Origin of the sequence: Bradyrhizobium sp. S3.2.6 (assembly GCF_040546885.1) — a bacterium.
GTDB classification, from domain to species: domain Bacteria; phylum Pseudomonadota; class Alphaproteobacteria; order Rhizobiales; family Xanthobacteraceae; genus Bradyrhizobium; species Bradyrhizobium cytisi.
This window is the reverse complement of sequence record NZ_JBEPOS010000018.1, coordinates 19,900-38,805: the sequence shown is the minus strand read 5'-3', so window position 1 is coordinate 38,805 and position 18,906 is coordinate 19,900. Positions and strand designations below refer to the sequence as shown.

Here is an 18,906-nt window from a genome sequence, read left to right as displayed (position 1 = left end):
GAATCGCATGTTCGTGAACCGGCGCGAGGTCCAGATCCAGTGGGGCGACTGCGACCCCGCCAACATCGTCTACTACCCGCGCTATTTCGCGATGTTCGACGATTCGACGTCGACCTTGTTCGAGGTCGCCGGGTTCTCCAAGCAGGATCTGGTCCGCAAATACGGCCTGGTGGGCATCCCCATGGTCGACACGCGGTCCAGGTTCTACATCCCCTCGACCTATGGCGACTGGATCACCATCGAGACTAGAATCGAGAGCATCAAGCGCTCGAGCTTCGAGGTGAAGCACAACGTCTACAAGGGCGAGGCACTTGCAATCGAAGGTTTTGAGACCCGCGTCCTGGTCGGCCGCGATCCCGTTAACCCCGACAAGCTGAAATCGGCACCGTTTCCGCCGGAAATGGTAGCGAAATTCACAGGGAGCGAGATCCGGAGCTAATCGCGCATCACCAAAAGACGGGGCTGAAATGGCCCCGAATTTCTGCTTTCAAAGAAACACGAAAAGGGAGGAATAGATGAAACGCTTTTACCTGACCGCCGCAGTCGCGCTGGCGCTGCCGGCCCTGCCGGCGTTGGCCCAGACCAACGAAATCACCATCGGCATCACCACTACCACGACCGGCCCGGGCGCGGCGCTCGGCATTCCCGAGCGTAACGCGCTGGAATTCGTGCCGAAGGAGATCGGCGGCGTGCCGCTGAAGGTGATCGTGCTCGACGACGGCGGCGATCCGACCACCGCCACCACCAACGCCCGCCGCTTCGTCACCGAATCCAAGGCCGACATCATCATGGGCTCGGCGCTGACGCCGCCGACGATCGCGGTCTCCAACGTCGCCAACGAGGCCGGCATTCCGCATTTCGGCCTCGCGCCGTTCCCGATCACGCCGGAACGCATGAAGTGGTCGGTGGCCATGCCGCAGCCGATTCCGATCATGGGCAAGGTGCTTTACGAGCACATGAAGTCCCACAACGTGAAGACGGTCGGCTATATCGGCTATTCCGACAGCTACGGCGACCTCTGGTTCAACGACTTCAAGGCCCAAGGCGTGTCAATGGGCATGACTTTGGCCGACGAGGAGCGGTTTGCCCGTCCCGACACGTCCGTGACCGGGCAGGTGCTGAAGCTCGTCGCCGCCAATCCCGATGCGATCCTGATCGGCGCCTCCGGCACCGCGGCAGCATTGCCGCAGACCGAACTGCGCGAGCGCGGCTATCAGGGCCTGATCTACCAGACCCATGGCGCTGCCAGCATGGATTTCATCCGCATCGCCGGCAAGGCGGCAGAGGGCGTGCTGATGGCATCGGGCCCGGTAATGGATCCCGAGGACCAGCCGGACGAGGCGGCGACCAAGAAGCCGGGCCTCGCGCTCAACAGGGCTTACGAGGGCAAATACGGCCCGAACAGCCGCAGCCAGTTCGCCGGCCATTCCTACGACGCCTTCGAGATCCTGAAGCGCGCTATTCCGGTTGCGCTGAAGACGGCCAAGCCGGGCACGCCGGAATTCCGCGAGGCGATCCGTCAGGCGCTGCTCTCGGAGCGGGAAATCGCGGCGAGCCAGGGCGTCTACAATTTCACCGAGAAGGATCGCTACGGCCTCGACGACCGCTCGCGCATCCTGCTCACGGTCAAGGACGGCAAATACACGCTCGCGAAGTAAGCGGCGACAAGTTTCCAGGACGACGAGAGCCGGCCCGATGGGCCGGCTCTTTTCTTTTACGCTGGCCGCGCAATTGCATCAGGCCGCCTGTCGCAGCGGCGTCCAGGCGAACTCCGGATAGTAGGTGTCCATCATCCGGTCGACATAAGCGGTCAGGTTCGGAAATCCTTCCGCGCGCTCGCGCAGACGGGATTCGAAGAACGGCGTCAAGATGCCCGCAAGCGCGCCGAACGCGGTCGCGTCGACCCCGCTGGGCTTGTTGCCCAGCAGATAGGATTTGTCGCCGAGCTGCACCGATAGTGCGAACAGCGAGCGAACCGCGAGCTCGACATCGTCATCGGGAGCGTGACGACCGAGGCCGGAGAGCAGGTAATTCTCGGCGACGCGGAATTGCGCGTCCTCGCGCAGCTTCTCGCGGCTGTGCTCGGGCGCCCCGTCGAAGAAATGCGCAGGGCCCTTGGCGAAATTGGCAGCATCGACCCAGCGCGCGCCGACCAGCGACCAATAGACGTGGTGCTCGATCATGCGCTCGAACGCCCAGGCCTGGGCGCGTTCGTGCAGGGAAAGGCCGGCGTCGAAGTCGAAGCCGTAACGGCGCTCGATATGGGCGCGGATGAAGGTGGAATCGGCCACCGCCTCGCCGCCGTCATCAATGAAAGGAAGCTGCCCCTTCGGCGACGCCGGCGGCATCGCGCGCTCCTTCCGGTAGGGCAGTCCCGCCATCTTGAGCTGCACCTCCGTCTTGGTGACGAAAGGGCTGATTTCCGGCAGGCCGAAGCCGGTGCCAAAGCCGTAAAGCGTGATCATTGGAGCTCTCCTGAACCTGCCGAAAGAGTTGATGGAACCTAGCGCCGGGCTGCTGCCACCATGGTGGCAGCAGCCGTGATATCTTCTGCGAAACGGGCCCCCCGCCAGGCGCGGCCCATCACATGGCGGACCAGCGCGTCCGCGGCCTGGACCAGCGAGCGTGTCAGCATGGTCACGAGCGCAACGCGGAGATCGACGATGGTGAGATCGAAAGGTGCGAGGCGGCCGAAGACCCAGGTCTGCAGCGAGGCTAGCAACGAGGCCTGGCTCCGCCACAGCGGTCCGGCCGGACCGAGATGGGTTGGAATGATCATGGACAAATCCTCTTCAGTCGATGTGTTGTCCCGGTATAGAACTCCCCTGCTGCCAATATCCTGTCAGCAGCCACGCGCCGTTTTCTGATCCGCCCCCGATGAGAGAATCGTCATGAGACGCGCCGACCGGCTGTTTCAGATCATCCAGGTACTGAGGCGTACCCGTAAGCCGCTAACGGCGGACGCGATTGCGGCCGAGCTCGAGACGTCGAAGCGAACGATCTATCGCGACATCGCAACGCTGATGGGCCAGCGCGTGCCGATCCGTGGCGAAGCCGGCATGGGCTACATTCTCGAGAAGGGTTTTGACCTGCCACCCTTGATGCTGACACCCGACGAGATCGAGGCGGCGGTGCTGGGCGCACAATGGGTCGCGGGCCATGCCGATTCCACGCTGGCGCGCGCGGCCGAAGACCTGATGGCCAAGATCGCCGACACCGTGCCTGAACGCCTGCGTCCCTTCGTGCTGGAGCCTGCTAGCCGCGCGCGGCCGAGCTGGAACAGGGAGCCGGATCGCCTGGACATGGCGCGCACGCGCACCCAGATTCACGAGGGCAAGAAGATCATGCTGCGTTATCGCGACGAGCAGGGCCGCCCGAGCGAGCGCATGATCTGGCCGATCTCGGTCGGCTATCTCGAAGCCGTGCGCCTGCTCGCGGCCTGGTGCGAGCTGCGCAGCGATTTTCGCAGCTTCCGCACCGACCGCGTGGTAGATGCGACCTATCTCGACGAAAGATATCCGGAGCGGCGCGACGTGCTGCGCGCAAAATGGCGGCAGAGCCTGGTCTGGGGTCCGCCCAAGGATACCTGACAAGGACACATGACGCTGATGGAAGAGACCGATCTGTCGAGCCGCTGCCAGAGCTGCGGCGCCTGCTGCGGCTATTCGCAGAACTGGCCGCGCTTCTCGATCGAGAGCGACGAGGAGCTTGCGTTGATCCCGGAGACGCTCGTCAACGCGCGACAATCCGGCATGCGCTGCGAGGGCGATCGCTGTTCAGCGTTGCAGGGCGAGATCGGCAAGGCGACTACGTGCGGCATCTATGCAGTGCGGCCGGAGGTGTGCCGCACCTGCATGCCGGGCGACGCCGAATGCGCGATGGCACGGCGGAAGTTCGGACTGCCTGTGATCGAGACCGCTTAAGCCGGGACGGCTTCGCTGATCTCGTCGTCGATCTCGTCGTCCAGCGGTGCGAGCACCGAGAGCGGCTTGGTCGACAGCGTGATCGGCTTGCGGCCACCCGACACCGACGGGGACGATTTGGCCGAGCCCTGGCGCGACAGCGCGTAGAGCGTCGAGCCGACACGGCCGCCGTTCTCGATCAGGTCGCGCTCGCTGCAGCTGGCTGCGATCGCGACGGCCAACGAATGAAGATGGCTGCGGCGATAGCAGAACAGCGCCAGCCTGGCGCGCGCGTCAGGGGAAACACTCTCAACCAGCCTCGGCAGGCCACTCTCGCTGGCGCGGTACATCTCGCCAAGGAGCTCGTCGCGAACCGGGCAGAAATCGCTTTCATAAGCGTCGCGGCTTGAAAACATTGCAGTTCTCCCTCGTGTAGGGAAGATGCAGCGCAATTCTCTAATGAAAGGTTAACCAACCCGAGCGGTAGTCACCCGGGGTGCTTGCGCGTGGGCCACGAATCAACCGGGCGGGACTTGTTGCGTACCGCTTTGCGGGCCCCGGAACGACAGTGCCAGCAGTCAGTTCGCCGCCATGAAGATGGAGAGGCCGAAGCCGGTCAGATGGTGCAGCGCCTGGTCGACGCCGATCAGGGTCCAGAACCAGGGGTGCTCCTGGTTGACGCGGAAATTGGCCGAAACCCATCCCTTGGCGCGGTCGATCGTGATGTGAATGACGAAGTCGATCAGCGCCACGAACCAGAATTTCGGCGCCACGATCAGGATCAGCGGCAGCGCAACCGCAAAGTGAATCAGGCAATGCACCAGAAGCGGCAAAGCCCAGCCGTGCTTCTGGTCCTTGCCTTGCGCCATCCAGGCGGTCTGCAGCACGAAATCGGCGATGATGTGCTTGAAGGTAAGCAGCAACATCCAGCCAATGAGCGCTTCGACCGGAACCGCCGATGACAGAGGTGGAAACGACAAAGCTGACGCCCTCGTTGACCTAAAAGGAAAAAATGGAGCGTTCAGCGCAACTTCTTCTTGGACCCGTCAGAACATCGGGACCGCTGATTTATGACATCTCCCGCGACGGAATGCAGCCGGGGGAATTGGAAAATCGCCAACTGTGGCTAAACGGTGATAGCATAACCAAACGACGCGGATCGGTTGAGTAAGGTTACCTTCGGCGCGGAATTTGCATTCTCGCGCTGGAGCGCTATCATCCTCAGGTAGAGGATTATCGTTCTTTTTTCAGACGCTTACGAATTTTTGAGCGTGCCGCCGGCGATGGCCGTGCCGCCCGCCATTTCGGGAACGAGGCCAGAGTGCTGCCATGAGTGCTGAAGGCCCGACCTCGTCAACCGAGCTCCCGCCGCCACGGCGTCCCAAGGTGATCAAGACCAATCAGCAGCAGGTCCTGCTGTATGTCGTGCTGACCCTGCTGCTGTCGCTTGCCACCGTCTGGGCCGGGCGCGTTTGGTGGCACAATTCGGAGACGCTGACTTTTGCCGTCGGCGCTCCCAGCAGCGACGAAGCACTGTTCGCGACCAAGCTCGCCACACTGCTGAAGAACAACGCCTCGCGCTTCCGGATCAAGATCGTCAACAACGCCGACAACGCCAAGGCGCTCGCGCAGTTCGATCGCAGGCAGGCCGATCTTGCCGTCCTGCGCACCGACGCCAAGGTGCCGCTGCGGGCGCGCACGCTCGCGATCCTTGAGCACGATCTCGTGCTGCTGCTCGGCCCCGGCAACAAGAAGATCAAGTCGCTCGCCGAGCTCAAGAAGAAGAAGGTCGCCGTTCTCGCCGAGAATGATTCGTCCCTCGCCTTCGTCCGCAGCATCCTCGATATTCCCGCCGACAGCCCCGACGCCGCGAAGATCCAGATGGCGCCGCAGGGCGCGACGCTGGACAAGCTGTTCGCGCCGGCCAGCGGCTTTGGTGCGGTGATTGCTGTCGTCCACGCCTCCAAGGCCGTGCGCGACAAGGCTTACGAGCAGGTCGCCAGGCGCGGCGGCTTCACGCTCAACGCCATCGACGAAGCCAAGGCGCTGGCGCGTAAATTCCCCGGCATTTCCGACGAGACGCTGACAGCCGGCACGCTGTCCGCCTCGCCCGAGATTCCCGACGACGATCTCGACACGATCGGCCTCGAATGGCTGCTGGTCGCGCAGTCCAAAATGTCGCCGACCACCGCTGGCGACATCGCGCGCATCGTCTACGAGAACAAGTCCGCGCTCGGGCTCGACAACGGCTTTGCCACCCATATCGAGCCGGCCTCAGTCGAGAAAGATGCCTTCGTGATGGCGCATCAGGGCGCCGCCGATTACATCAATGACGACACCAAGTCGTTCATGGATAAGTACAGCGACGTGATGTACTTGGGCGCCGCCGCGCTCAGCGTCATCGGCTCGATCTTCGCCGCGATCTACGCCAAGATCACCCGCGTCGCGCCAGAGAAGGCGAGCGAGCTCTCTACCGCGATCCTCGATATCGGGGAGCGGATCGAGCACGCCCATTCGCTGGATCAGCTCGAATGTCTCCAGGACGAGCTCGAGGGCATCTTGCGCGGCGCGGTGATCGGCTTGCGCGACGGCACGATCAGTACCGACGGGCTCGATACCTTCAAGCTCGGCTACGAATTCGTCCGCGACGAGATCGGGATGCGCCGCGACTACCTGAAGCGCCATGCCAGCGAGCTCGAGAAGATCGCCGCCCCCGCCGCGCTCCCCCCGCCCGAAGACAGCAACGTTGTGGTGGTGAAGACAGCTCAGAGCGCCTGACCTATCGATTCGCGCCTGGATGGCAGGCGCCCATCTCCTTTTGGCGAATCGCTGCCTGCAGCCCGTGGAACCGTTTCCCCACCGCAACCGTTGGCTTCCAGCACAACCGGAGAACGCACCATGCGTCTACTCCTTCTCATCATCTTGCTGGGAATGCTGGTTGCGGTTGGTTATTTCGCCTACTCGGCCATGTCGGTCGGAGGCGATCCGATCCCGACGGAAGGTTATGTGGCACTGGCGCTAGGAGCGGGGTTCTCCGTGGTCGTCGGCGTCGGCCTGATGATGCTGCTGTTCCTGAGCAGCCGCCGCGGTTACGACGAGCCTCCGCATTTCAAATAGCCAGCAGGCCCGGCACCTTCCCAGCCATTGGACGAGGCATCCGCGCCCTGATCGGGGCGGATGGCGCGGCTGCCCGCCCCGTCGTTGACGGCTCCGGTGCGGGCGGGCACTTTGGCGCCCAAGTCCCAGCTCAAGTCCCGGCCCGGGACCGTCAGCACCAAGATCGAGCCGCCATTCCGCATGTCCAAGCCGATGTTTCCTGCTCTGGCCCAGTTCGTGGCCGCGACCGCCGGCCGCAACATGACCAAGGCGGCCTATGTGGCCGTGACGATCGGCGTGGTCAGCATGGTGCTGCTGACGCTCGATCCGGCCTATGAGACGGCGCACCGCTGGGTCGATTTCCTGCTGTGGGCTTGTCTCACCTATTTCGTGTTCGAATGGCTGGTCCGGCTGCGCCACATGGCGCGGCAGGGGCGGCTGGGCCTCTACATGTCCTCCTCCGCCGGGCTGGTCGACGCCCTGGGGGCGCTGGCCGTGCCGGTCGCGCTGGTCCTCGGCGCCGAGCCCAAGACGGCCTGGCTGCTGAGCGTGCTCTGGGTGCTGAAGGTGGTGCCGGGCATTCCCGGCCTGCGCCAGCTCCGCCGCGTGCTGGTGCTGGAATCGGGCCCGCTGATCAGCGTGCTGGTGATCTTCCTGATGGTGGTCTTCCTGGCCTCGGTCGCCGAATATTTCCTGGAGCGGGACGTGCAGCCGCAGACGTTTGGCAGCGTCCCTGCCGCGCTGTGGTGGGCGGTCGTCACGCTGACCACGACAGGTTATGGCGATGTCGTGCCGGTCACGCCGCTCGGCCGCATGGTCGCGGCGCTGGTGATGATCTCCGGCCTCGGCGTGTTCGGCCTCTGGACCGGTATTCTGGCGACCGGGTTCGCGGCGGAAACGCGGCGTGACAACTTCCTCAAGACCTGGGAATCCGTGAGCAAGGTGCCGTTCTTCGCGGCGCTGGGGCCCGCGGCCATCGCCGACGTCACCCACATGCTGCGCACCATGGAGCTGCCGGCGCGCACCATGATCATCCGCAAGGGTGCGCAGGGCGACTGCATGTATTTTATCGCCGCCGGCGCGGTCGAGGTCGACCTCCCCGGCAAGAAGGTGCAGCTCGGCGAAGGCGCCTTCTTCGGCGAGATGGCACTGCTCGGCAACAACATGCGCGGCGCCAATGTCTCGACCACGAAAGTGTCGCGGCTGTTGGTGCTCGACCTCGTCGACTTCCGCGTGCTGATGGCGCGGCACCCAGACCTCGCCGAGACTATCGACGCCGAAGCGAAGCGCCGCACGCTCGAAAACAAGTAAATGGAGACAAGAATGTCGGACACAGCCGACGCGGCCAGTGGCCCCGTGCTCGAAATCGATGGTGCGCGCGCCACCATCCGCTTGAACCGGCCCAAGCATCTCAACCGGCTCCAGGCGGAAGATCTCGGCGAGCTGACAAAGCTGTTCGACCGGGTCGAGGCCGATCCCGATATCCGCGTGCTGGTGCTGACCGGCACGGGACGCGCCTTCTCGGCCGGCTATGACCTCAATTCGGTCGCGGAGCGCGCGGTGAGCGCCAACGAGCAGCAGAGCGCCGGCTCGGCCTTCGAAGTCGTGGTCAACCGGCTGGAGGATCTCGGCGTGCCGACGATCTGCCGTCTCAATGGCGGCGTCTATGGCGGCTCGACCGACCTCGCGCTGGCCTGCGATTTCCGTATCGGCGTCGACACAGCCGAGATGTTCATGCCGGCGGCGCGGCTCGGACTGCACTACTACGGGAGCGGCATCAAACGCTACGTGACGCGGCTCGGCGTCGACAACGCCAAGAGGCTGTTTCTCACTGCGCAGAAGATCAGTGCTCCGGAGATGCTGCGGATCGGCTATCTCACCGCCATGGTTCCGGTGGAAACACTCGACGAGGAAGTCGACAAGCTCGCCAATGTTCTCGCCGGCAATGCCCCAAACGCGATGCGCGGCATGAAACGCGCAATCAACGAATTCGTCCGCGGCGAGCTGGATGAGCAAGCCGCCGACCAGCGCCACCGCGACAGCATGCGCGGCGACGAGATCAAGGAAGGCATCAAGGCATTCGCGGAGAAGAGAGCGCCGAAATTCTGATCACGCCCGCTTCGACCGCATCGCGCGGACCTGCGTGAGCTTGAGATCGCGCGCGAGTGCCTGATAGCGCTCGCTGTCAATGGCGTAGATCGCGATCCGCCCTTCGCTATCGGCATGAACGCCCCAGCCAAAACGCTTGCCGAGGCCGGATGCACGCATGCAAGCTTGGCCTTTGGAGAAGAACGCCTTGCGGGCGAGGGTGCGCTCCTGCTTCGTCGCCTTCGCACCCAGTTCCCGACCAGCCGCAGACGTCGCGAAGATCACGTCGTCCGACGTGTATTTGTAGGGCTCCGTCGCGATCATCGCGTACTGCAGGTTCGCCACGGTCGGCTTTCCGGCGCGCGGCGGTGGATCTTCGCCGGTAGGCGCCGGGCAGTCTTCGGCGACCCGGATGAAAGTATTGAAGCAGTTCGTCGTGTAAATCGGCTTTGTCATCTGATGACCGGCTTCTCTATCCTCCGACGGCCGCGGCATGCTGCGCCGCCATCTCGGCGTCGGTCGCATTTATCCGCTGGAACGCAGGGCGCGACGTTATGCGCTCGGAATAGCGGACGAACACGTCCTTCTTCGGCACGATACCGAACATCATCGTCCAACTGAACGCAACACCCCAGAGAATATCGGCCGCCGTCATCCGCTCGCCGAGCAGATATGGTCCCTTTGACAACTGCGCCTCGAGCGCACCCAGCATGGTGTCGTAATCGGCGTAGGGTGACTGCGTGACCGGCGCAGGCTCGCGCTGCATGAACTTGTCGATCAGCGCGGGCTCGAAGGAGGAGCCGTAGTAGGCGGTCCAGCGCAAATAGGGACCTCGCAGCGGATCGTTGAGCGCGGGCGCAAGGCCGGCCTGCGGAAACAGGTCGGCGAGATAGATGTAAATGGCCACCTGCTCGGTCACGAGCGCCTCGCCGTGCCGGATCGCCGGCACCTTGCCAAGCGGATTGATGGCGAGATAGGGAGGCCTCCGCTGCTCGCCGGCCTTCATGTTGAGGACGTGGAGATCGTAGGGCGCCCCGAGCTCCTCCAGCAGCACCCGCGTGCCGGTGGCCCGGCTCTGCGGCGAATAATACAGCGTGATGCGGTTCGGATCGGTCATGGCGGATCTCCCTTTGGGCCCCCTTGGGCGGCTTGCGATGGGTGCATCTCTAGCCGACCATACCTGACATCCTGTGTCAGGTATGGTCTAAAGGATCATGCGCGCGAGCCGGATGTTGTCGATCCTCACCACCCTCCAGGCCAGGGGGCAGATCACTGCGCCCGAACTTGCGGAGGCCTGCGAAGTCTCGGTACGCACGATCTATCGCGACATCGATGCGCTCGCGGCTTCCGGCGTCCCCGTCTATGCCGACCGCGGTGCGGAGGGTGGCTACCGCCTGCTCGACGGCTATCGCGTGCGCCTCAACGGGCTGTCGCAGAGCGAAGCGGGCGCGCTGTTCCTGGCGGGATTGCCGGGCCCGGCGGCGGCGCTGGGGCTGGATGCCGCGATGATCGCCGCACAGAACAAGCTGATGGCGGCACTGCCCGCAAACTTGCGCGAAGACGCCGGCCGGATGCAGGAGCGTTTTCATCTGGACGCGCCAGGCTGGTTCGGCGAGCCGGAAGAGCCGAAGCATCTGCGCGCGATTGCCGGCGCGGCCCTGCGCGGGACACTCATCAAAATCCGCTATCAGAGCTGGCGCGCCGAGAAGCAGCGCCGTGTCGCTCCGCTCGGCCTCGTGCTGAAGGGCGGCAACTGGTATCTCGCCGGCCAGGTCGACGGCAGCGTGCGCACCTATCGCATCGCGCGCGTGCTCGACTGCACGGCGCTCGACGACCGCTTCGATCGTCCCGCCGATTTCGATCTCGCCGCCTACTGGCAGAATGCGACGCTGCGGCTCGAGGCCGACATGCACCCGAACGTCGCGATCGTACGGCTCTCACCATTCGGCGTAAAGCTGCTCGATGCGCTGAGCCAGCCCTACGTCAAGGCGCGCACCCAGATCGAAGAGACGACTGATGCCGACGGCTGGTGCATCGCAAGGGTGCCGACCGGGAAGACATCATGGCATGCCGCAGCCGAATTGCTGCGGCTCGGGTCCGAGGTCGAGGTGCTGGAGCCCGCCGATCTCCGCGAGAAGATGGCCGAGATGACACAGGCGATGGCCGCGCGCTATCGCGTGGCGCGGTAAGCCTGACGACGGCGCATCTCTCCGCAACCGACGAAACAATCCCGAAACGCGATTCTTGCCTCATCGCGTGAACGAACTCGCGTGTCGCCTCGACCGAGAAGCAGGGACACAACAACGGCCTCGCGCCACACTGGAGAATAAGAATGTTTCGTAAGCTTGCTCTTGGTCTGATCGCCGCCGGTTCGCTCGGCGCTGCCGCCCTCGCGCCCACCGCTGCGTCGGCCCACGGCTTCCACCACTGGGGTCCCGGCTGGGGCTTCGGTTATGGTGGTCTCTACGTCAACACCGGCGTCAGCAACTGCTACCAGGAGCGCGTCGTCCAGACCCGCCGCGGCATGCGCGTTCGCGTCGTGAATGTCTGCGCCTACGGGATCTACTGATATCGTGCCGTCACGACAAAGCTCCGGTCGCGCTGCGGCCGGAGTTTTGCGTTGAGCTAAGCGCGCTTTCGATCCCGGCGAAACCACGCCCAGGTCTCGCGCGTCGTTCTGATATAGCCGCGTCCGCGATGGACGATCTCCCCATCGACGATTCCGTTAAGCTTCGGCAGCGCGTGAAACGGGATCGAGGGATAGGCGTGGTGCTCGACGTGGTAGGGCATGTTCCACGCAATCCATTTGACGATGGCGCCGGTATAGGTGGTGCGGGTGTTCTGGAACGCGCTGCGGGTACGGTCGCAACCGGTGTGCTCGGCATAGAGATAGGGCCGCAGGAAGAATTGCCCGATGATCACCGGCCCGATCCATATCCACAGAAGCAGTGCGGACGAGAACCACAGCGACAATGCGAGCAGCAACGCGTAGAGCGCGACATAGGCACGCGCCTCAGTCACGATGGTGCCACGCTTGTTCTCGGGGATCCAAGGCACGACCACTTTGCCGGTGGCGGCATGGCCGAGCATCAGCCGGAGCCGGCCGGCAACCTGAAGCAATCCGCTATAGGCAATCGCAAGCTGGGTGTCGGATGTCGGCTTGACGCCGACGATCAGTTCCGGGTCCTTGTCCGGATCCTGGGTGTAGCGATGATGGTCCCAGTGGAACAGGCAGTAATATTCATAGGGCAGTCCGATGATGAAGGCCGAGAAATAACCGACCGCGAGGTTGAAGCCACGACTTCTGAACGCGGTCTTGTGCGCAGTCTCATGCACCGCCATGAACAGGAACGCGACGAGATAGCCCTGCACTGCCATCAGCGGCAGCGCCCAGAGCACGCTATGGCGCGACGACACCATCGAGATCAGTACGCCAACCAGCACGATCATGCCATAATGACCGAGGCTTTGCGCCGCACCCCTGAGGTTCGAGCGCGCCGACAATTCGCGCAGCATGGCCGGGCTCAGTGGCTTCAGGCGATGGCCGGGCTCTGAAACAGTCGCATCAATCATGATCGGATGCCTACATTACTTGCTGAGAAGCGCTGCGACCTCGGCCCTGAGGGGATGACGATGAAATAGCGGGCGGGATCGAGCACGCCGTCGGAGCCGATCAGCCACTCGGTGTCGACCTGCTGGGCGCTGAAGGAGGTCGGATTCAAGATGAGGTTGTCTTTGGCCGCGCTCAGCGTGCCATAGGTCTGGTAGGCAAGCTTCATCGCAAGGAATACGGCGCCGGATTGAAGCGCGACGTTGCCGGCTTCAAAGATCTGGTGGTCGCGCTGCCCGGTCATGCGTCCAACTCCCGCTCACGCGGCCGCAAAACCCGCCCGCCGCAACACCCATGCATCGAACGTGCCGGACCGGCATACGCATCATTGCGTCTCGCTTAATAACTGTACCAATCGTACAGTTAATTGGCGAAAGCAATGGGATTTCGATCGTCAGGCGATCGCTGCGATGTATCGCTCCACCGACGCCGCGAAGGCCGCCTTGGCGCCGGAGGCGATGTTGCGGCCCCACCAGGCGCCGTAGATGCGGTCGAAAGCGAGCGGCTCGACCGCCGCCGCGATCCGCCGCACCGCGGCGGCGTTGAGCGGCATGTAGTTCGGATAGGAGTACATGAAGCTGAGGAAGCGGCGGTCCATCGTCACCTGCGCGATATCGCCGGTCAGCAGCGCGCCCTTGCCGTCCGCGCCGCGCGCATGATGCAGCATGGTGGCGCCTGCGAAATGGCCGCCGGTGCGGAGCAGCAGAATATCGTCGGAGATGCGATGGCTGTCTCCGGTCCAGTGCACGATCGCGGGATACGGCCGCATCACCCACTGACGATCGTCGGCGTGCAGATAGACCGGTACACCGCCGAACGCCTCGCTCCAGTCCGCAAACGCACCATAGAAATGCGGATGCGAGATCGCGATCGCCTTCAATCCGCCGAGCGAGCGGACATGCGCGATCGCGTCTGGCGTTGCCAGCGGCACGCAGTCCCACATCACGCAACCGTCCGCGAGCGGCACCAGCAGGGCGCGCTGGCCGATCGCAAAGCTCGGCTCGGACCCGATGCCGGTCAGGCCGAGATCGTCGCGCCAGACCACGCGATGACGCTCCGCCAGCGCCTCGCGCCTGAGGAAGGTTTGTCCCTTCCAGTTCACGAATTGCCGTTCGTCCTCGCAGATCGGACAGGACGTCGGCGGCTTTTCGCTGTCCGGGAATTGCGCGCCGCAGGTTTCGCAGGTCCAGAGGGGCATGGCCGTGATCCAGAAATGAGACCGTCGCAGACATGAAATGACATCGCGGTCCAGCGATCGCAAGTCCGGAGGAACCAACACGGCCAGCACAGGTTACTTTCATGTCCGCCCCGGCACACATGGCCATCCATGCCCGCCTGCGCGAGATCACAGTCGATCGGCAGCATCACGTTCAGCGTCTCGATGACATCGCGCCCTTCCTCACCCCGTCTCTGGCCCCTCTACGCCGTCAACTTCTTCATGGCCGACATGCAGTCGGGCATTGGGCCGTTCGTCGGGGTGTTCCTGCAAGAGCGCGGCTGGGCAACCGGATTGATCGGCACGGCGCTGACGATCGGCAATGTCGCGGGCATGCTGGTCACGACGCCGATCGGCGGCTTCATCGATTCCAGCCGCAACAAGCGGCTATGGGTCGTCATCCCCGGCATCTGCGTTGTGCTGGCCTCCGCCATCATCCTGATCTCACAAAATTTCTGGGCGGTCACGTTCTCGCAAGTTGCACAATCGCTGGCGAGCGCCGCGATCGTGCCGGCGGTCACCGGGATCACTCTCGGCATCGCCAAGCAAAAGGGTTTCAATGCGCTGAACGGACGCAATCAGGCCTTCAACCATGCGGGCAACATGGTCGGCGCGGCGCTGTCGGGGTATCTCGGATACAAATTCGGCTACGTCTGGGTGTTCGTGCTGGCTGCCGTCTTCGGCGCCGTCGCCGTCGCTTGCGTCCTGATGATTCCGGCCAAGGCCATCGATGATCGCCAGGCTCGCGGCAGCAAGGAAGACGAGAGCAAGAACCCGCCGGCCGGTCTCTCCGTTCTCTTCAAGCACAAGCCGCTGCTGGTGCTGGCGCTGGCATTGGCCATCTTCCATCTCGGCAACGCCGCCATCGTGCCGCTCTATGGCCTTGCCGCCGTGAGCGCAGGCGAGGCGAATGGTCCAAGCTTCGTCGCGACCATCGTCGTCATTGCGCAGGGCGTGATGATCGTGACGTCCCTGGTCGGCATGCAAGTCGCGGGGAAACGCAACTACTGGCCGGTGATCCTCGTCTCCTTCATGGTGCTACCGATCCGCGGCGTTCTCGCCTTCTTCGTCACGGGATGGTGGGGCGTCGTGCCGATGCAGGTGCTCGACGGCATCGGCACCGGACTGCAGACCGTCGCCGTCCCCGGCATGGTCGCGCGCTCGCTCGACGGCACCGGCCGCATCAATCTCGGCCAGGGCGCTGTCATCACTGTGCAGGGCATTGGCGCAAGCCTGAGCCCCGCACTCGGCGGCTGGATCGCGCAATGGATCGGCTACGGTCCGACCTTCCTGCTACTCGGCGGCTTCGGCCTCGCCTCAATGGCACTGTGGCTGGCGTTCGGCGTGCACGTGAAGAAGTATTGAGGCGAACGCGACTTGAGGAAACTGCACAGGCTCCGGCAAATCAGCCAGCTCCATGCCCTCGATCGACCAGTCGTGCGCGACCTGCCAGGCTTTCATGACGACCGCTCCGCCTCAGGTGCCGAAATTCTTCTGGATCGCCTTGTCGAGCGTCTCGCCGCCGACGAAGCGCTGGCGCAGCTCGCGCTTGAGCAGCTTGCCGCTGGGATTCTTCGGCAGGCTCTCGACGAAGATCACGCGCTTCGGCACCTTGAAAGGCGCCATCTGGCCGGCGCAATGCCGGATGACGGCATCTTCATCCAGCTTCTCGCCGGCCTTGACCACGACGATCGCAGTCACAGCCTCGATCCAGCGCGGATCGGGCAAGCCCACGACGGCGACCTCGGAGACTTCAGGGATGCGATAGACCATCTCCTCGACCTCGCGGCTGGCGACATTCTCGCCACCGGTCTTGATCATGTCCTTGACGCGATCGACCACATTGATGTGGCCTTCGGCGTCAACAGTGGCGAGATCGCCGGAGTGAAACCAGCCGCCGGCAAACGCCGCCGCGGTCTTCACGGGATCGTTGTAATAACCGGAGAGCAGATGCGGCGAGCGGTGCACGATCTCACCGACCTCGCCAACCTTCACGTTCTCCATCGACGCGTTGACGACGCGCGTCTCGACGTTGAGCACGGGCTTGCCGGCCGAGCCGGCCTTGCGCAGTTGCTCTTCCGGCCGCAACACGGTCGCCAGCGGCGCGATCTCGGTCTGGCCGTAGAAGTTCCAGAATTTTACGGCGGGCAGTCGACGCTGCAGCTCAAGCAATACCTCCACCGGCATGATCGAGGCGCCGTAATAGCCCTTCTGCAGCGTCGAAAGATCTGTCTTGTCGAAATTCGGTGAGCGCAGCATGGCGATCCAGATCGTCGGCGGCGCAAAGAACGAGGTGATGTTGTGCGCCTGGATCAACGCCAGAATGTTGTCCGCGGTCGGCTTGCCCGTGATCACGCCGGAGGCGCCGAGATAGATTTGCGGTCCCAGGAACACGTCGAGCTGCGCGCAATGATATAGCGGCAGGGCGTGCAGGAATTTGTCGTCTACGCTCATGCCGCCGTCGATGGTGCAGCTGACATACTGCCACATCACCGCTTCATGGCTCAGCATCGCACCCTTGGGGAGCGATTCTGTACCGCTGGTGTAGACGATCTGCGCGAGATCGCGGCTGTCGACGGACGCCTCGAGGAACGAGCCGTCGGCATGAAGCAGATCGTCGAAGGTGGCGATGCCAGCGGGCGCCGTGGCGAAGTCCTCGCCCGGCAGCCAGATCATCTTTTCGACAGCGCAATCCTTCGCGCTTGCGGCGCGCGCCGGCTCAACGAAATCGGGGCCGGTCGCGAGCAGTTTTGCGCCAGAGCTTTTCAGGATGAAATTGATCTCATCGGGATTGAGCATGAAGTTGATCGGCACCAGCACGGCGCCGATCCGCGCCACCGCAAAGCGCAGGGCGGCGAAGGCATGCGAGTTGCGCGAGAGCACGGCGAGACGGTCGCCCTTCTTCACGCCGAGCCCGAGCAGGCCGCGGCCGAGCCGGTTGCAGATCGTATCCATCTCCGCAAAGGTCCAGCTCATGCTGCCGCAGCTCACCGCAAGCTTGGTCGGCTCGCGGCCCGCCGAGCGGCGCAGAAGGTCGCCGATGGAATGCTCGCGCGCTTTCGAGATGATGGCCGCGATATCGTTCGACATTTCCGTCCCCGGGAATTTGCACAAAGCGTAGTCGGCGCAATCTGCCGCGTCAAATCGATCCGAGCCCTGGCGGGCAGATGTTCGGCAAGCCGATCGACGATGGAATTGCAGCGCGGAAGCGGGCGGTCCAAAATCCATTCGGACACCGGTACATCCGTGAGCCGGAAGCGATAATGCAGACGCCCGTCAGCCCACCCATCGTGCAGCCAAAGTGAACGTCGTTTGTGCATCGCACAAGCTCGTCCGGCGCCGAGATTTTGGATGGCCGCCGCCTATACGCAAGACCGGTTTGCGCGGACAAGCAAAAGCTTTGCGCTCCGGAGCAAGCCGGGTCCGGGCGTGTGGCCTATGAAGAACAAGAATCGGTCAATGAGATAGGCAGGAAGCGTTCGCTTGCATCAGGACAGATCAGCTGCTGCACAACCCGCCGTGCCGCCTGGATGGCGGTGGCCGTGAGAGCGCCCTCGTTGACCACGACGCGATTCAGCCAGCCGGTCCAAACCATCGCCGACATCGAGGCGCTGGAAGGGCGGCCCTACAACTCGCCCATCTCTTCCCGCAATCTGCACGATCTCTTCGAAGCTACGGCGCAGCTGCATCCCGACCGGCCGAAGCGCATCGTGCTGCTCGAGACCCTCCCGGTCACCGCAGTTGGCAAGATCTTCAAGCCCGCGCTTCGCGACATCGCTGTGCAGGAGAAAGTCCGAACCGAGATCGATCGCATCTTCGGTCCGGACATCGCGGCAGACATTCTCGTCGACAAAGACGCCAGACTGAATACGCTGGTCCACATCTCGATCGGCTCCGACGACCAGGCCCAGGTGAGGGCACTCACGGAAGGCCCGACACCGCTCCCACAGACCTATCGCACAGAGACCCGATCGTCATAACTGACCCACAGAGGCCGACGTCGAAGAAAGGCAATACGGGATGAAGCGCTTTCGGGTCAACCAGCAGGAGATCGTCTTCGCCGTCTTCGCGCTGCTGTTCCTCGTGTTCTCGATCTTCCTCAACGGCTTCCTGACCGCGGACAATATGCTGACGCTGCTCCAGAACGTGGCAGTGCTCGGCATCCTCGGCCTCGCCATGGCGATCGTCGTGATCGGCCGCGGCATCGACATCTCGCTGATCGCGGCCCTCGCCGTGCCCCCGGGGCTCGTACTTCAGATGGTGCAGAACGGCCATTCGCTGCCGACCTCGCTTCTGACTGCCGTGCTGCTCACGATCGCCTTCGGCCTCGTCAATGGCTGGCTGATCGCCTATGCCGAGGTGCCCTCGCTGTTTGCGACGCTGGCAACGGGTCTGTTGCTCGCCGGGCTGGGACAAGCCGCGCTGTTCCAGCTCGACGTCGTGCAATGGAGCCCGGGCATGAACGGATTCGAACGTCTCGGACAGGGCACCGTTCTCGGCATCCCGACCTCGATCTGGATGTTCGCGATCGCCTGCATCGTGGTCGCATTCCTGCTGCGGCAAACCCGCTGGGGCGCTTATATCTATGCGATCGGTGACAACCCTTACGCCGCGCGCGTGACCGGCATTCCCTCCCGCCCGATCATTGTCCTGCAATATGTGATCACCGCCCTGATCGGCTGCTTTGCCGGCCTCGTGCTGGCGGCCTCCGTCAATTCGATGCCGACCCGCATCTTCAACTCGACGCTGATCTACGACGTGATCCTGGTCGTCGTGCTGGGCGGCATCGGGCTCTCAGGCGGGCGTGGCGGCGTGCTGAACGTCATCATCGGCACGCTCCTGATCGGCACCATGCTCAATGGCATGACCATCATGGACATCTCTTACGCCGGGCAAAATCTCATTAAAGGCGTGGTCCTGCTGCTCGCCGTCATCACGGACTCCTTCCTGAATCCGCGCAACGAAGAAACGGCACAGCAGGGCGACATCTGAAC

General features: G+C 63.6%; 22 protein-coding genes and 1 pseudogene. 13 read left to right on the top strand and 10 right to left on the bottom strand.

Going from position 1 to position 18,906, the window contains the following annotated elements:
* Positions 1 to 7 precede the first annotated feature (7 nt).
* Positions 8 to 439 carry an acyl-CoA thioesterase gene (locus ABID58_RS26650; RefSeq protein WP_354035733.1) on the top strand — a complete coding sequence of 144 codons (432 nt, stop codon included), beginning with the start codon at positions 8 to 10 and terminating at the stop codon, positions 437 to 439.
* A gap of 76 nt (positions 440 to 515) precedes the next feature.
* On the top strand, positions 516 to 1,658 hold the full coding sequence (locus tag ABID58_RS26645) for an ABC transporter substrate-binding protein (protein WP_354035731.1): 1,143 nt from the start codon (positions 516 to 518) through the stop codon (positions 1,656 to 1,658).
* A 78-nt stretch (positions 1,659 to 1,736) separates the two neighbouring features.
* On the opposite strand, the gene ABID58_RS26640 is transcribed toward ABID58_RS26645, so the two are convergent.
* Together ABID58_RS26640 and ABID58_RS26635 are read right to left on the bottom strand one after the other, a co-directional pair.
* Positions 1,737 to 2,465, bottom strand: a complete 729-nt coding sequence (locus ABID58_RS26640; RefSeq protein WP_148749775.1) for a glutathione S-transferase family protein — start codon at positions 2,463 to 2,465, stop codon at positions 1,737 to 1,739.
* A gap of 38 nt (positions 2,466 to 2,503) precedes the next feature.
* Complete coding sequence (locus ABID58_RS26635) at positions 2,504 to 2,779, bottom strand: hypothetical protein (RefSeq protein ID WP_148749774.1); 276 nt, start codon at positions 2,777 to 2,779, stop codon at positions 2,504 to 2,506.
* Between the two features lie 112 nt (positions 2,780 to 2,891).
* Between ABID58_RS26635 and ABID58_RS26630 the strand changes: the two genes are divergently transcribed.
* Both ABID58_RS26630 and ABID58_RS26625 read left to right on the top strand, forming a co-directional pair.
* Positions 2,892 to 3,590 (top strand): helix-turn-helix transcriptional regulator, encoded by a 699-nt coding sequence (locus ABID58_RS26630; RefSeq protein ID WP_027530661.1) that lies wholly within the window; start codon positions 2,892 to 2,894, stop codon positions 3,588 to 3,590.
* Between the two features lie 18 nt (positions 3,591 to 3,608).
* On the top strand, positions 3,609 to 3,923 hold the full coding sequence (locus tag ABID58_RS26625) for a YkgJ family cysteine cluster protein (RefSeq protein WP_354035846.1): 315 nt from the start codon (positions 3,609 to 3,611) through the stop codon (positions 3,921 to 3,923).
* On the opposite strand, the gene ABID58_RS26620 is transcribed toward ABID58_RS26625, so the two are convergent.
* Positions 3,920 to 4,318 (bottom strand): hypothetical protein, encoded by a 399-nt coding sequence (locus ABID58_RS26620; protein ID WP_187434681.1) that lies wholly within the window; start codon positions 4,316 to 4,318, stop codon positions 3,920 to 3,922. The two genes, ABID58_RS26625 and ABID58_RS26620, sit on opposite strands and share 4 nt — an antisense overlap.
* Positions 4,319 to 4,480: 162 nt before the next feature.
* A complete protein-coding gene (locus ABID58_RS26615; RefSeq protein ID WP_246229711.1) occupies positions 4,481 to 4,828 on the bottom strand; it encodes a DUF3307 domain-containing protein in 348 nt (115 codons plus the stop codon).
* Between the two features lie 403 nt (positions 4,829 to 5,231).
* On the opposite strand from ABID58_RS26615, the gene ABID58_RS26610 reads away from it, so the two are divergent.
* The 4 genes from ABID58_RS26610 to ABID58_RS26595 all read left to right on the top strand — a co-directional run bounded on the left by ABID58_RS26610 (position 5,232) and on the right by ABID58_RS26595 (position 9,107).
* Positions 5,232 to 6,680, top strand: a complete 1,449-nt coding sequence (locus ABID58_RS26610; protein ID WP_354035729.1) for a TAXI family TRAP transporter solute-binding subunit — start codon at positions 5,232 to 5,234, stop codon at positions 6,678 to 6,680.
* Between the two features lie 120 nt (positions 6,681 to 6,800).
* A complete protein-coding gene (locus ABID58_RS26605) occupies positions 6,801 to 7,019 on the top strand; it encodes a hypothetical protein (RefSeq protein ID WP_148749770.1) in 219 nt (72 codons plus the stop codon).
* Between the two features lie 180 nt (positions 7,020 to 7,199).
* Complete coding sequence (locus ABID58_RS26600; protein ID WP_354035845.1) at positions 7,200 to 8,309, top strand: cyclic nucleotide-gated ion channel; 1,110 nt, start codon at positions 7,200 to 7,202, stop codon at positions 8,307 to 8,309.
* Between the two features lie 12 nt (positions 8,310 to 8,321).
* Complete coding sequence (locus ABID58_RS26595) at positions 8,322 to 9,107, top strand: enoyl-CoA hydratase/isomerase family protein (RefSeq protein ID WP_148749769.1); 786 nt, start codon at positions 8,322 to 8,324, stop codon at positions 9,105 to 9,107.
* Here ABID58_RS26595 and ABID58_RS26590 read toward each other — a convergent pair whose 3' ends face one another.
* Both ABID58_RS26590 and ABID58_RS26585 read right to left on the bottom strand, forming a co-directional pair.
* Positions 9,108 to 9,542, bottom strand: a complete 435-nt coding sequence (locus ABID58_RS26590) for a DUF6157 family protein (protein WP_354035728.1) — start codon at positions 9,540 to 9,542, stop codon at positions 9,108 to 9,110.
* A 16-nt stretch (positions 9,543 to 9,558) separates the two neighbouring features.
* On the bottom strand, positions 9,559 to 10,203 hold the full coding sequence (locus ABID58_RS26585; protein WP_354035727.1) for a glutathione S-transferase family protein: 645 nt from the start codon (positions 10,201 to 10,203) through the stop codon (positions 9,559 to 9,561).
* A gap of 97 nt (positions 10,204 to 10,300) precedes the next feature.
* Between ABID58_RS26585 and ABID58_RS26580 the strand changes: the two genes are divergently transcribed.
* Together ABID58_RS26580 and ABID58_RS26575 are read left to right on the top strand one after the other, a co-directional pair.
* Positions 10,301 to 11,275: a helix-turn-helix transcriptional regulator gene (locus ABID58_RS26580; RefSeq protein WP_354035726.1), complete on the top strand. Its 975-nt coding sequence runs from the start codon at positions 10,301 to 10,303 to the stop codon at positions 11,273 to 11,275.
* A 143-nt stretch (positions 11,276 to 11,418) separates the two neighbouring features.
* Entirely contained in the window at positions 11,419 to 11,655 is a 237-nt protein-coding gene (locus tag ABID58_RS26575) for a hypothetical protein (RefSeq protein WP_148749765.1), read from the top strand.
* Positions 11,656 to 11,711: 56 nt separating this feature from the next.
* Here ABID58_RS26575 and ABID58_RS26570 read toward each other — a convergent pair whose 3' ends face one another.
* From ABID58_RS26570 to ABID58_RS26560, 3 genes and pseudogenes are all read right to left on the bottom strand, one after another.
* On the bottom strand, positions 11,712 to 12,659 hold the full coding sequence (locus ABID58_RS26570; protein ID WP_148749764.1) for a fatty acid desaturase: 948 nt from the start codon (positions 12,657 to 12,659) through the stop codon (positions 11,712 to 11,714).
* A gap of 47 nt (positions 12,660 to 12,706) precedes the next feature.
* Positions 12,707 to 12,940 (bottom strand): annotated as a pseudogene (locus tag ABID58_RS26565) (hypothetical protein); the annotation flags it as partial.
* Between the two features lie 150 nt (positions 12,941 to 13,090).
* Positions 13,091 to 13,894, bottom strand: coding sequence for an MBL fold metallo-hydrolase (locus tag ABID58_RS26560; RefSeq protein WP_354035725.1), 804 nt, complete (start codon positions 13,892 to 13,894; stop codon positions 13,091 to 13,093).
* Positions 13,895 to 14,077: 183 nt separating this feature from the next.
* Between ABID58_RS26560 and ABID58_RS26555 the strand changes: the two genes are divergently transcribed.
* Positions 14,078 to 15,277, top strand: a complete 1,200-nt coding sequence (locus tag ABID58_RS26555) for an MFS transporter (RefSeq protein ID WP_148749762.1) — start codon at positions 14,078 to 14,080, stop codon at positions 15,275 to 15,277.
* A gap of 111 nt (positions 15,278 to 15,388) precedes the next feature.
* Here ABID58_RS26555 and ABID58_RS26550 read toward each other — a convergent pair whose 3' ends face one another.
* Positions 15,389 to 17,002 (bottom strand): acyl-CoA synthetase, encoded by a 1,614-nt coding sequence (locus tag ABID58_RS26550; protein WP_354035724.1) that lies wholly within the window; start codon positions 17,000 to 17,002, stop codon positions 15,389 to 15,391.
* Between the two features lie 467 nt (positions 17,003 to 17,469).
* Here ABID58_RS26550 and ABID58_RS26545 point away from each other — a divergent pair, with 467 nt between their 5' ends.
* Positions 17,470 to 17,892, top strand: coding sequence for a hypothetical protein (locus ABID58_RS26545; RefSeq protein ID WP_354035723.1), 423 nt, complete (start codon positions 17,470 to 17,472; stop codon positions 17,890 to 17,892).
* Between the two features lie 40 nt (positions 17,893 to 17,932).
* Positions 17,933 to 18,904 carry an ABC transporter permease gene (locus tag ABID58_RS26540; RefSeq protein WP_148749760.1) on the top strand — a complete coding sequence of 324 codons (972 nt, stop codon included), beginning with the start codon at positions 17,933 to 17,935 and terminating at the stop codon, positions 18,902 to 18,904.
* Positions 18,905 to 18,906: the final 2 nt, after the last annotated feature.

What these genes read in the sequence shown, in the direction of transcription:
- ABID58_RS26550 (WP_354035724.1), bottom strand. Translation starts at nt 17,002, where the DNA reads ATGTCGAACGATATCGCGGCCATCATCTCGAAAGCGCGCGAGCATTCC.
- ABID58_RS26645 (WP_354035731.1), top strand. Translation starts at nt 516, where the DNA reads ATGAAACGCTTTTACCTGACCGCCGCAGTCGCGCTGGCGCTGCCGGCC.
- ABID58_RS26595 (WP_148749769.1), top strand. Translation starts at nt 8,322, where the DNA reads ATGTCGGACACAGCCGACGCGGCCAGTGGCCCCGTGCTCGAAATCGAT.
- ABID58_RS26620 (WP_187434681.1), bottom strand. Translation starts at nt 4,318, where the DNA reads ATGTTTTCAAGCCGCGACGCTTATGAAAGCGATTTCTGCCCGGTTCGC.
- ABID58_RS26590 (WP_354035728.1), bottom strand. Translation starts at nt 9,542, where the DNA reads ATGACAAAGCCGATTTACACGACGAACTGCTTCAATACTTTCATCCGG.
- ABID58_RS26635 (WP_148749774.1), bottom strand. Translation starts at nt 2,779, where the DNA reads ATGATCATTCCAACCCATCTCGGTCCGGCCGGACCGCTGTGGCGGAGC.
- ABID58_RS26610 (WP_354035729.1), top strand. Translation starts at nt 5,232, where the DNA reads ATGAGTGCTGAAGGCCCGACCTCGTCAACCGAGCTCCCGCCGCCACGG.
- ABID58_RS26570 (WP_148749764.1), bottom strand. Translation starts at nt 12,659, where the DNA reads ATGATTGATGCGACTGTTTCAGAGCCCGGCCATCGCCTGAAGCCACTG.
- ABID58_RS26615 (WP_246229711.1), bottom strand. Translation starts at nt 4,828, where the DNA reads ATGTTGCTGCTTACCTTCAAGCACATCATCGCCGATTTCGTGCTGCAG.
- ABID58_RS26630 (WP_027530661.1), top strand. Translation starts at nt 2,892, where the DNA reads ATGAGACGCGCCGACCGGCTGTTTCAGATCATCCAGGTACTGAGGCGT.
- ABID58_RS26600 (WP_354035845.1), top strand. Translation starts at nt 7,200, where the DNA reads ATGTCCAAGCCGATGTTTCCTGCTCTGGCCCAGTTCGTGGCCGCGACC.
- ABID58_RS26625 (WP_354035846.1), top strand. Translation starts at nt 3,609, where the DNA reads ATGGAAGAGACCGATCTGTCGAGCCGCTGCCAGAGCTGCGGCGCCTGC.
- ABID58_RS26540 (WP_148749760.1), top strand. Translation starts at nt 17,933, where the DNA reads ATGAAGCGCTTTCGGGTCAACCAGCAGGAGATCGTCTTCGCCGTCTTC.
- ABID58_RS26585 (WP_354035727.1), bottom strand. Translation starts at nt 10,203, where the DNA reads ATGACCGATCCGAACCGCATCACGCTGTATTATTCGCCGCAGAGCCGG.
- ABID58_RS26640 (WP_148749775.1), bottom strand. Translation starts at nt 2,465, where the DNA reads ATGATCACGCTTTACGGCTTTGGCACCGGCTTCGGCCTGCCGGAAATC.
- ABID58_RS26575 (WP_148749765.1), top strand. Translation starts at nt 11,419, where the DNA reads ATGTTTCGTAAGCTTGCTCTTGGTCTGATCGCCGCCGGTTCGCTCGGC.
- ABID58_RS26650 (WP_354035733.1), top strand. Translation starts at nt 8, where the DNA reads ATGTTCGTGAACCGGCGCGAGGTCCAGATCCAGTGGGGCGACTGCGAC.
- ABID58_RS26605 (WP_148749770.1), top strand. Translation starts at nt 6,801, where the DNA reads ATGCGTCTACTCCTTCTCATCATCTTGCTGGGAATGCTGGTTGCGGTT.
- ABID58_RS26555 (WP_148749762.1), top strand. Translation starts at nt 14,078, where the DNA reads ATGACATCGCGCCCTTCCTCACCCCGTCTCTGGCCCCTCTACGCCGTC.
- ABID58_RS26560 (WP_354035725.1), bottom strand. Translation starts at nt 13,894, where the DNA reads ATGCCCCTCTGGACCTGCGAAACCTGCGGCGCGCAATTCCCGGACAGC.
- ABID58_RS26580 (WP_354035726.1), top strand. Translation starts at nt 10,301, where the DNA reads ATGCGCGCGAGCCGGATGTTGTCGATCCTCACCACCCTCCAGGCCAGG.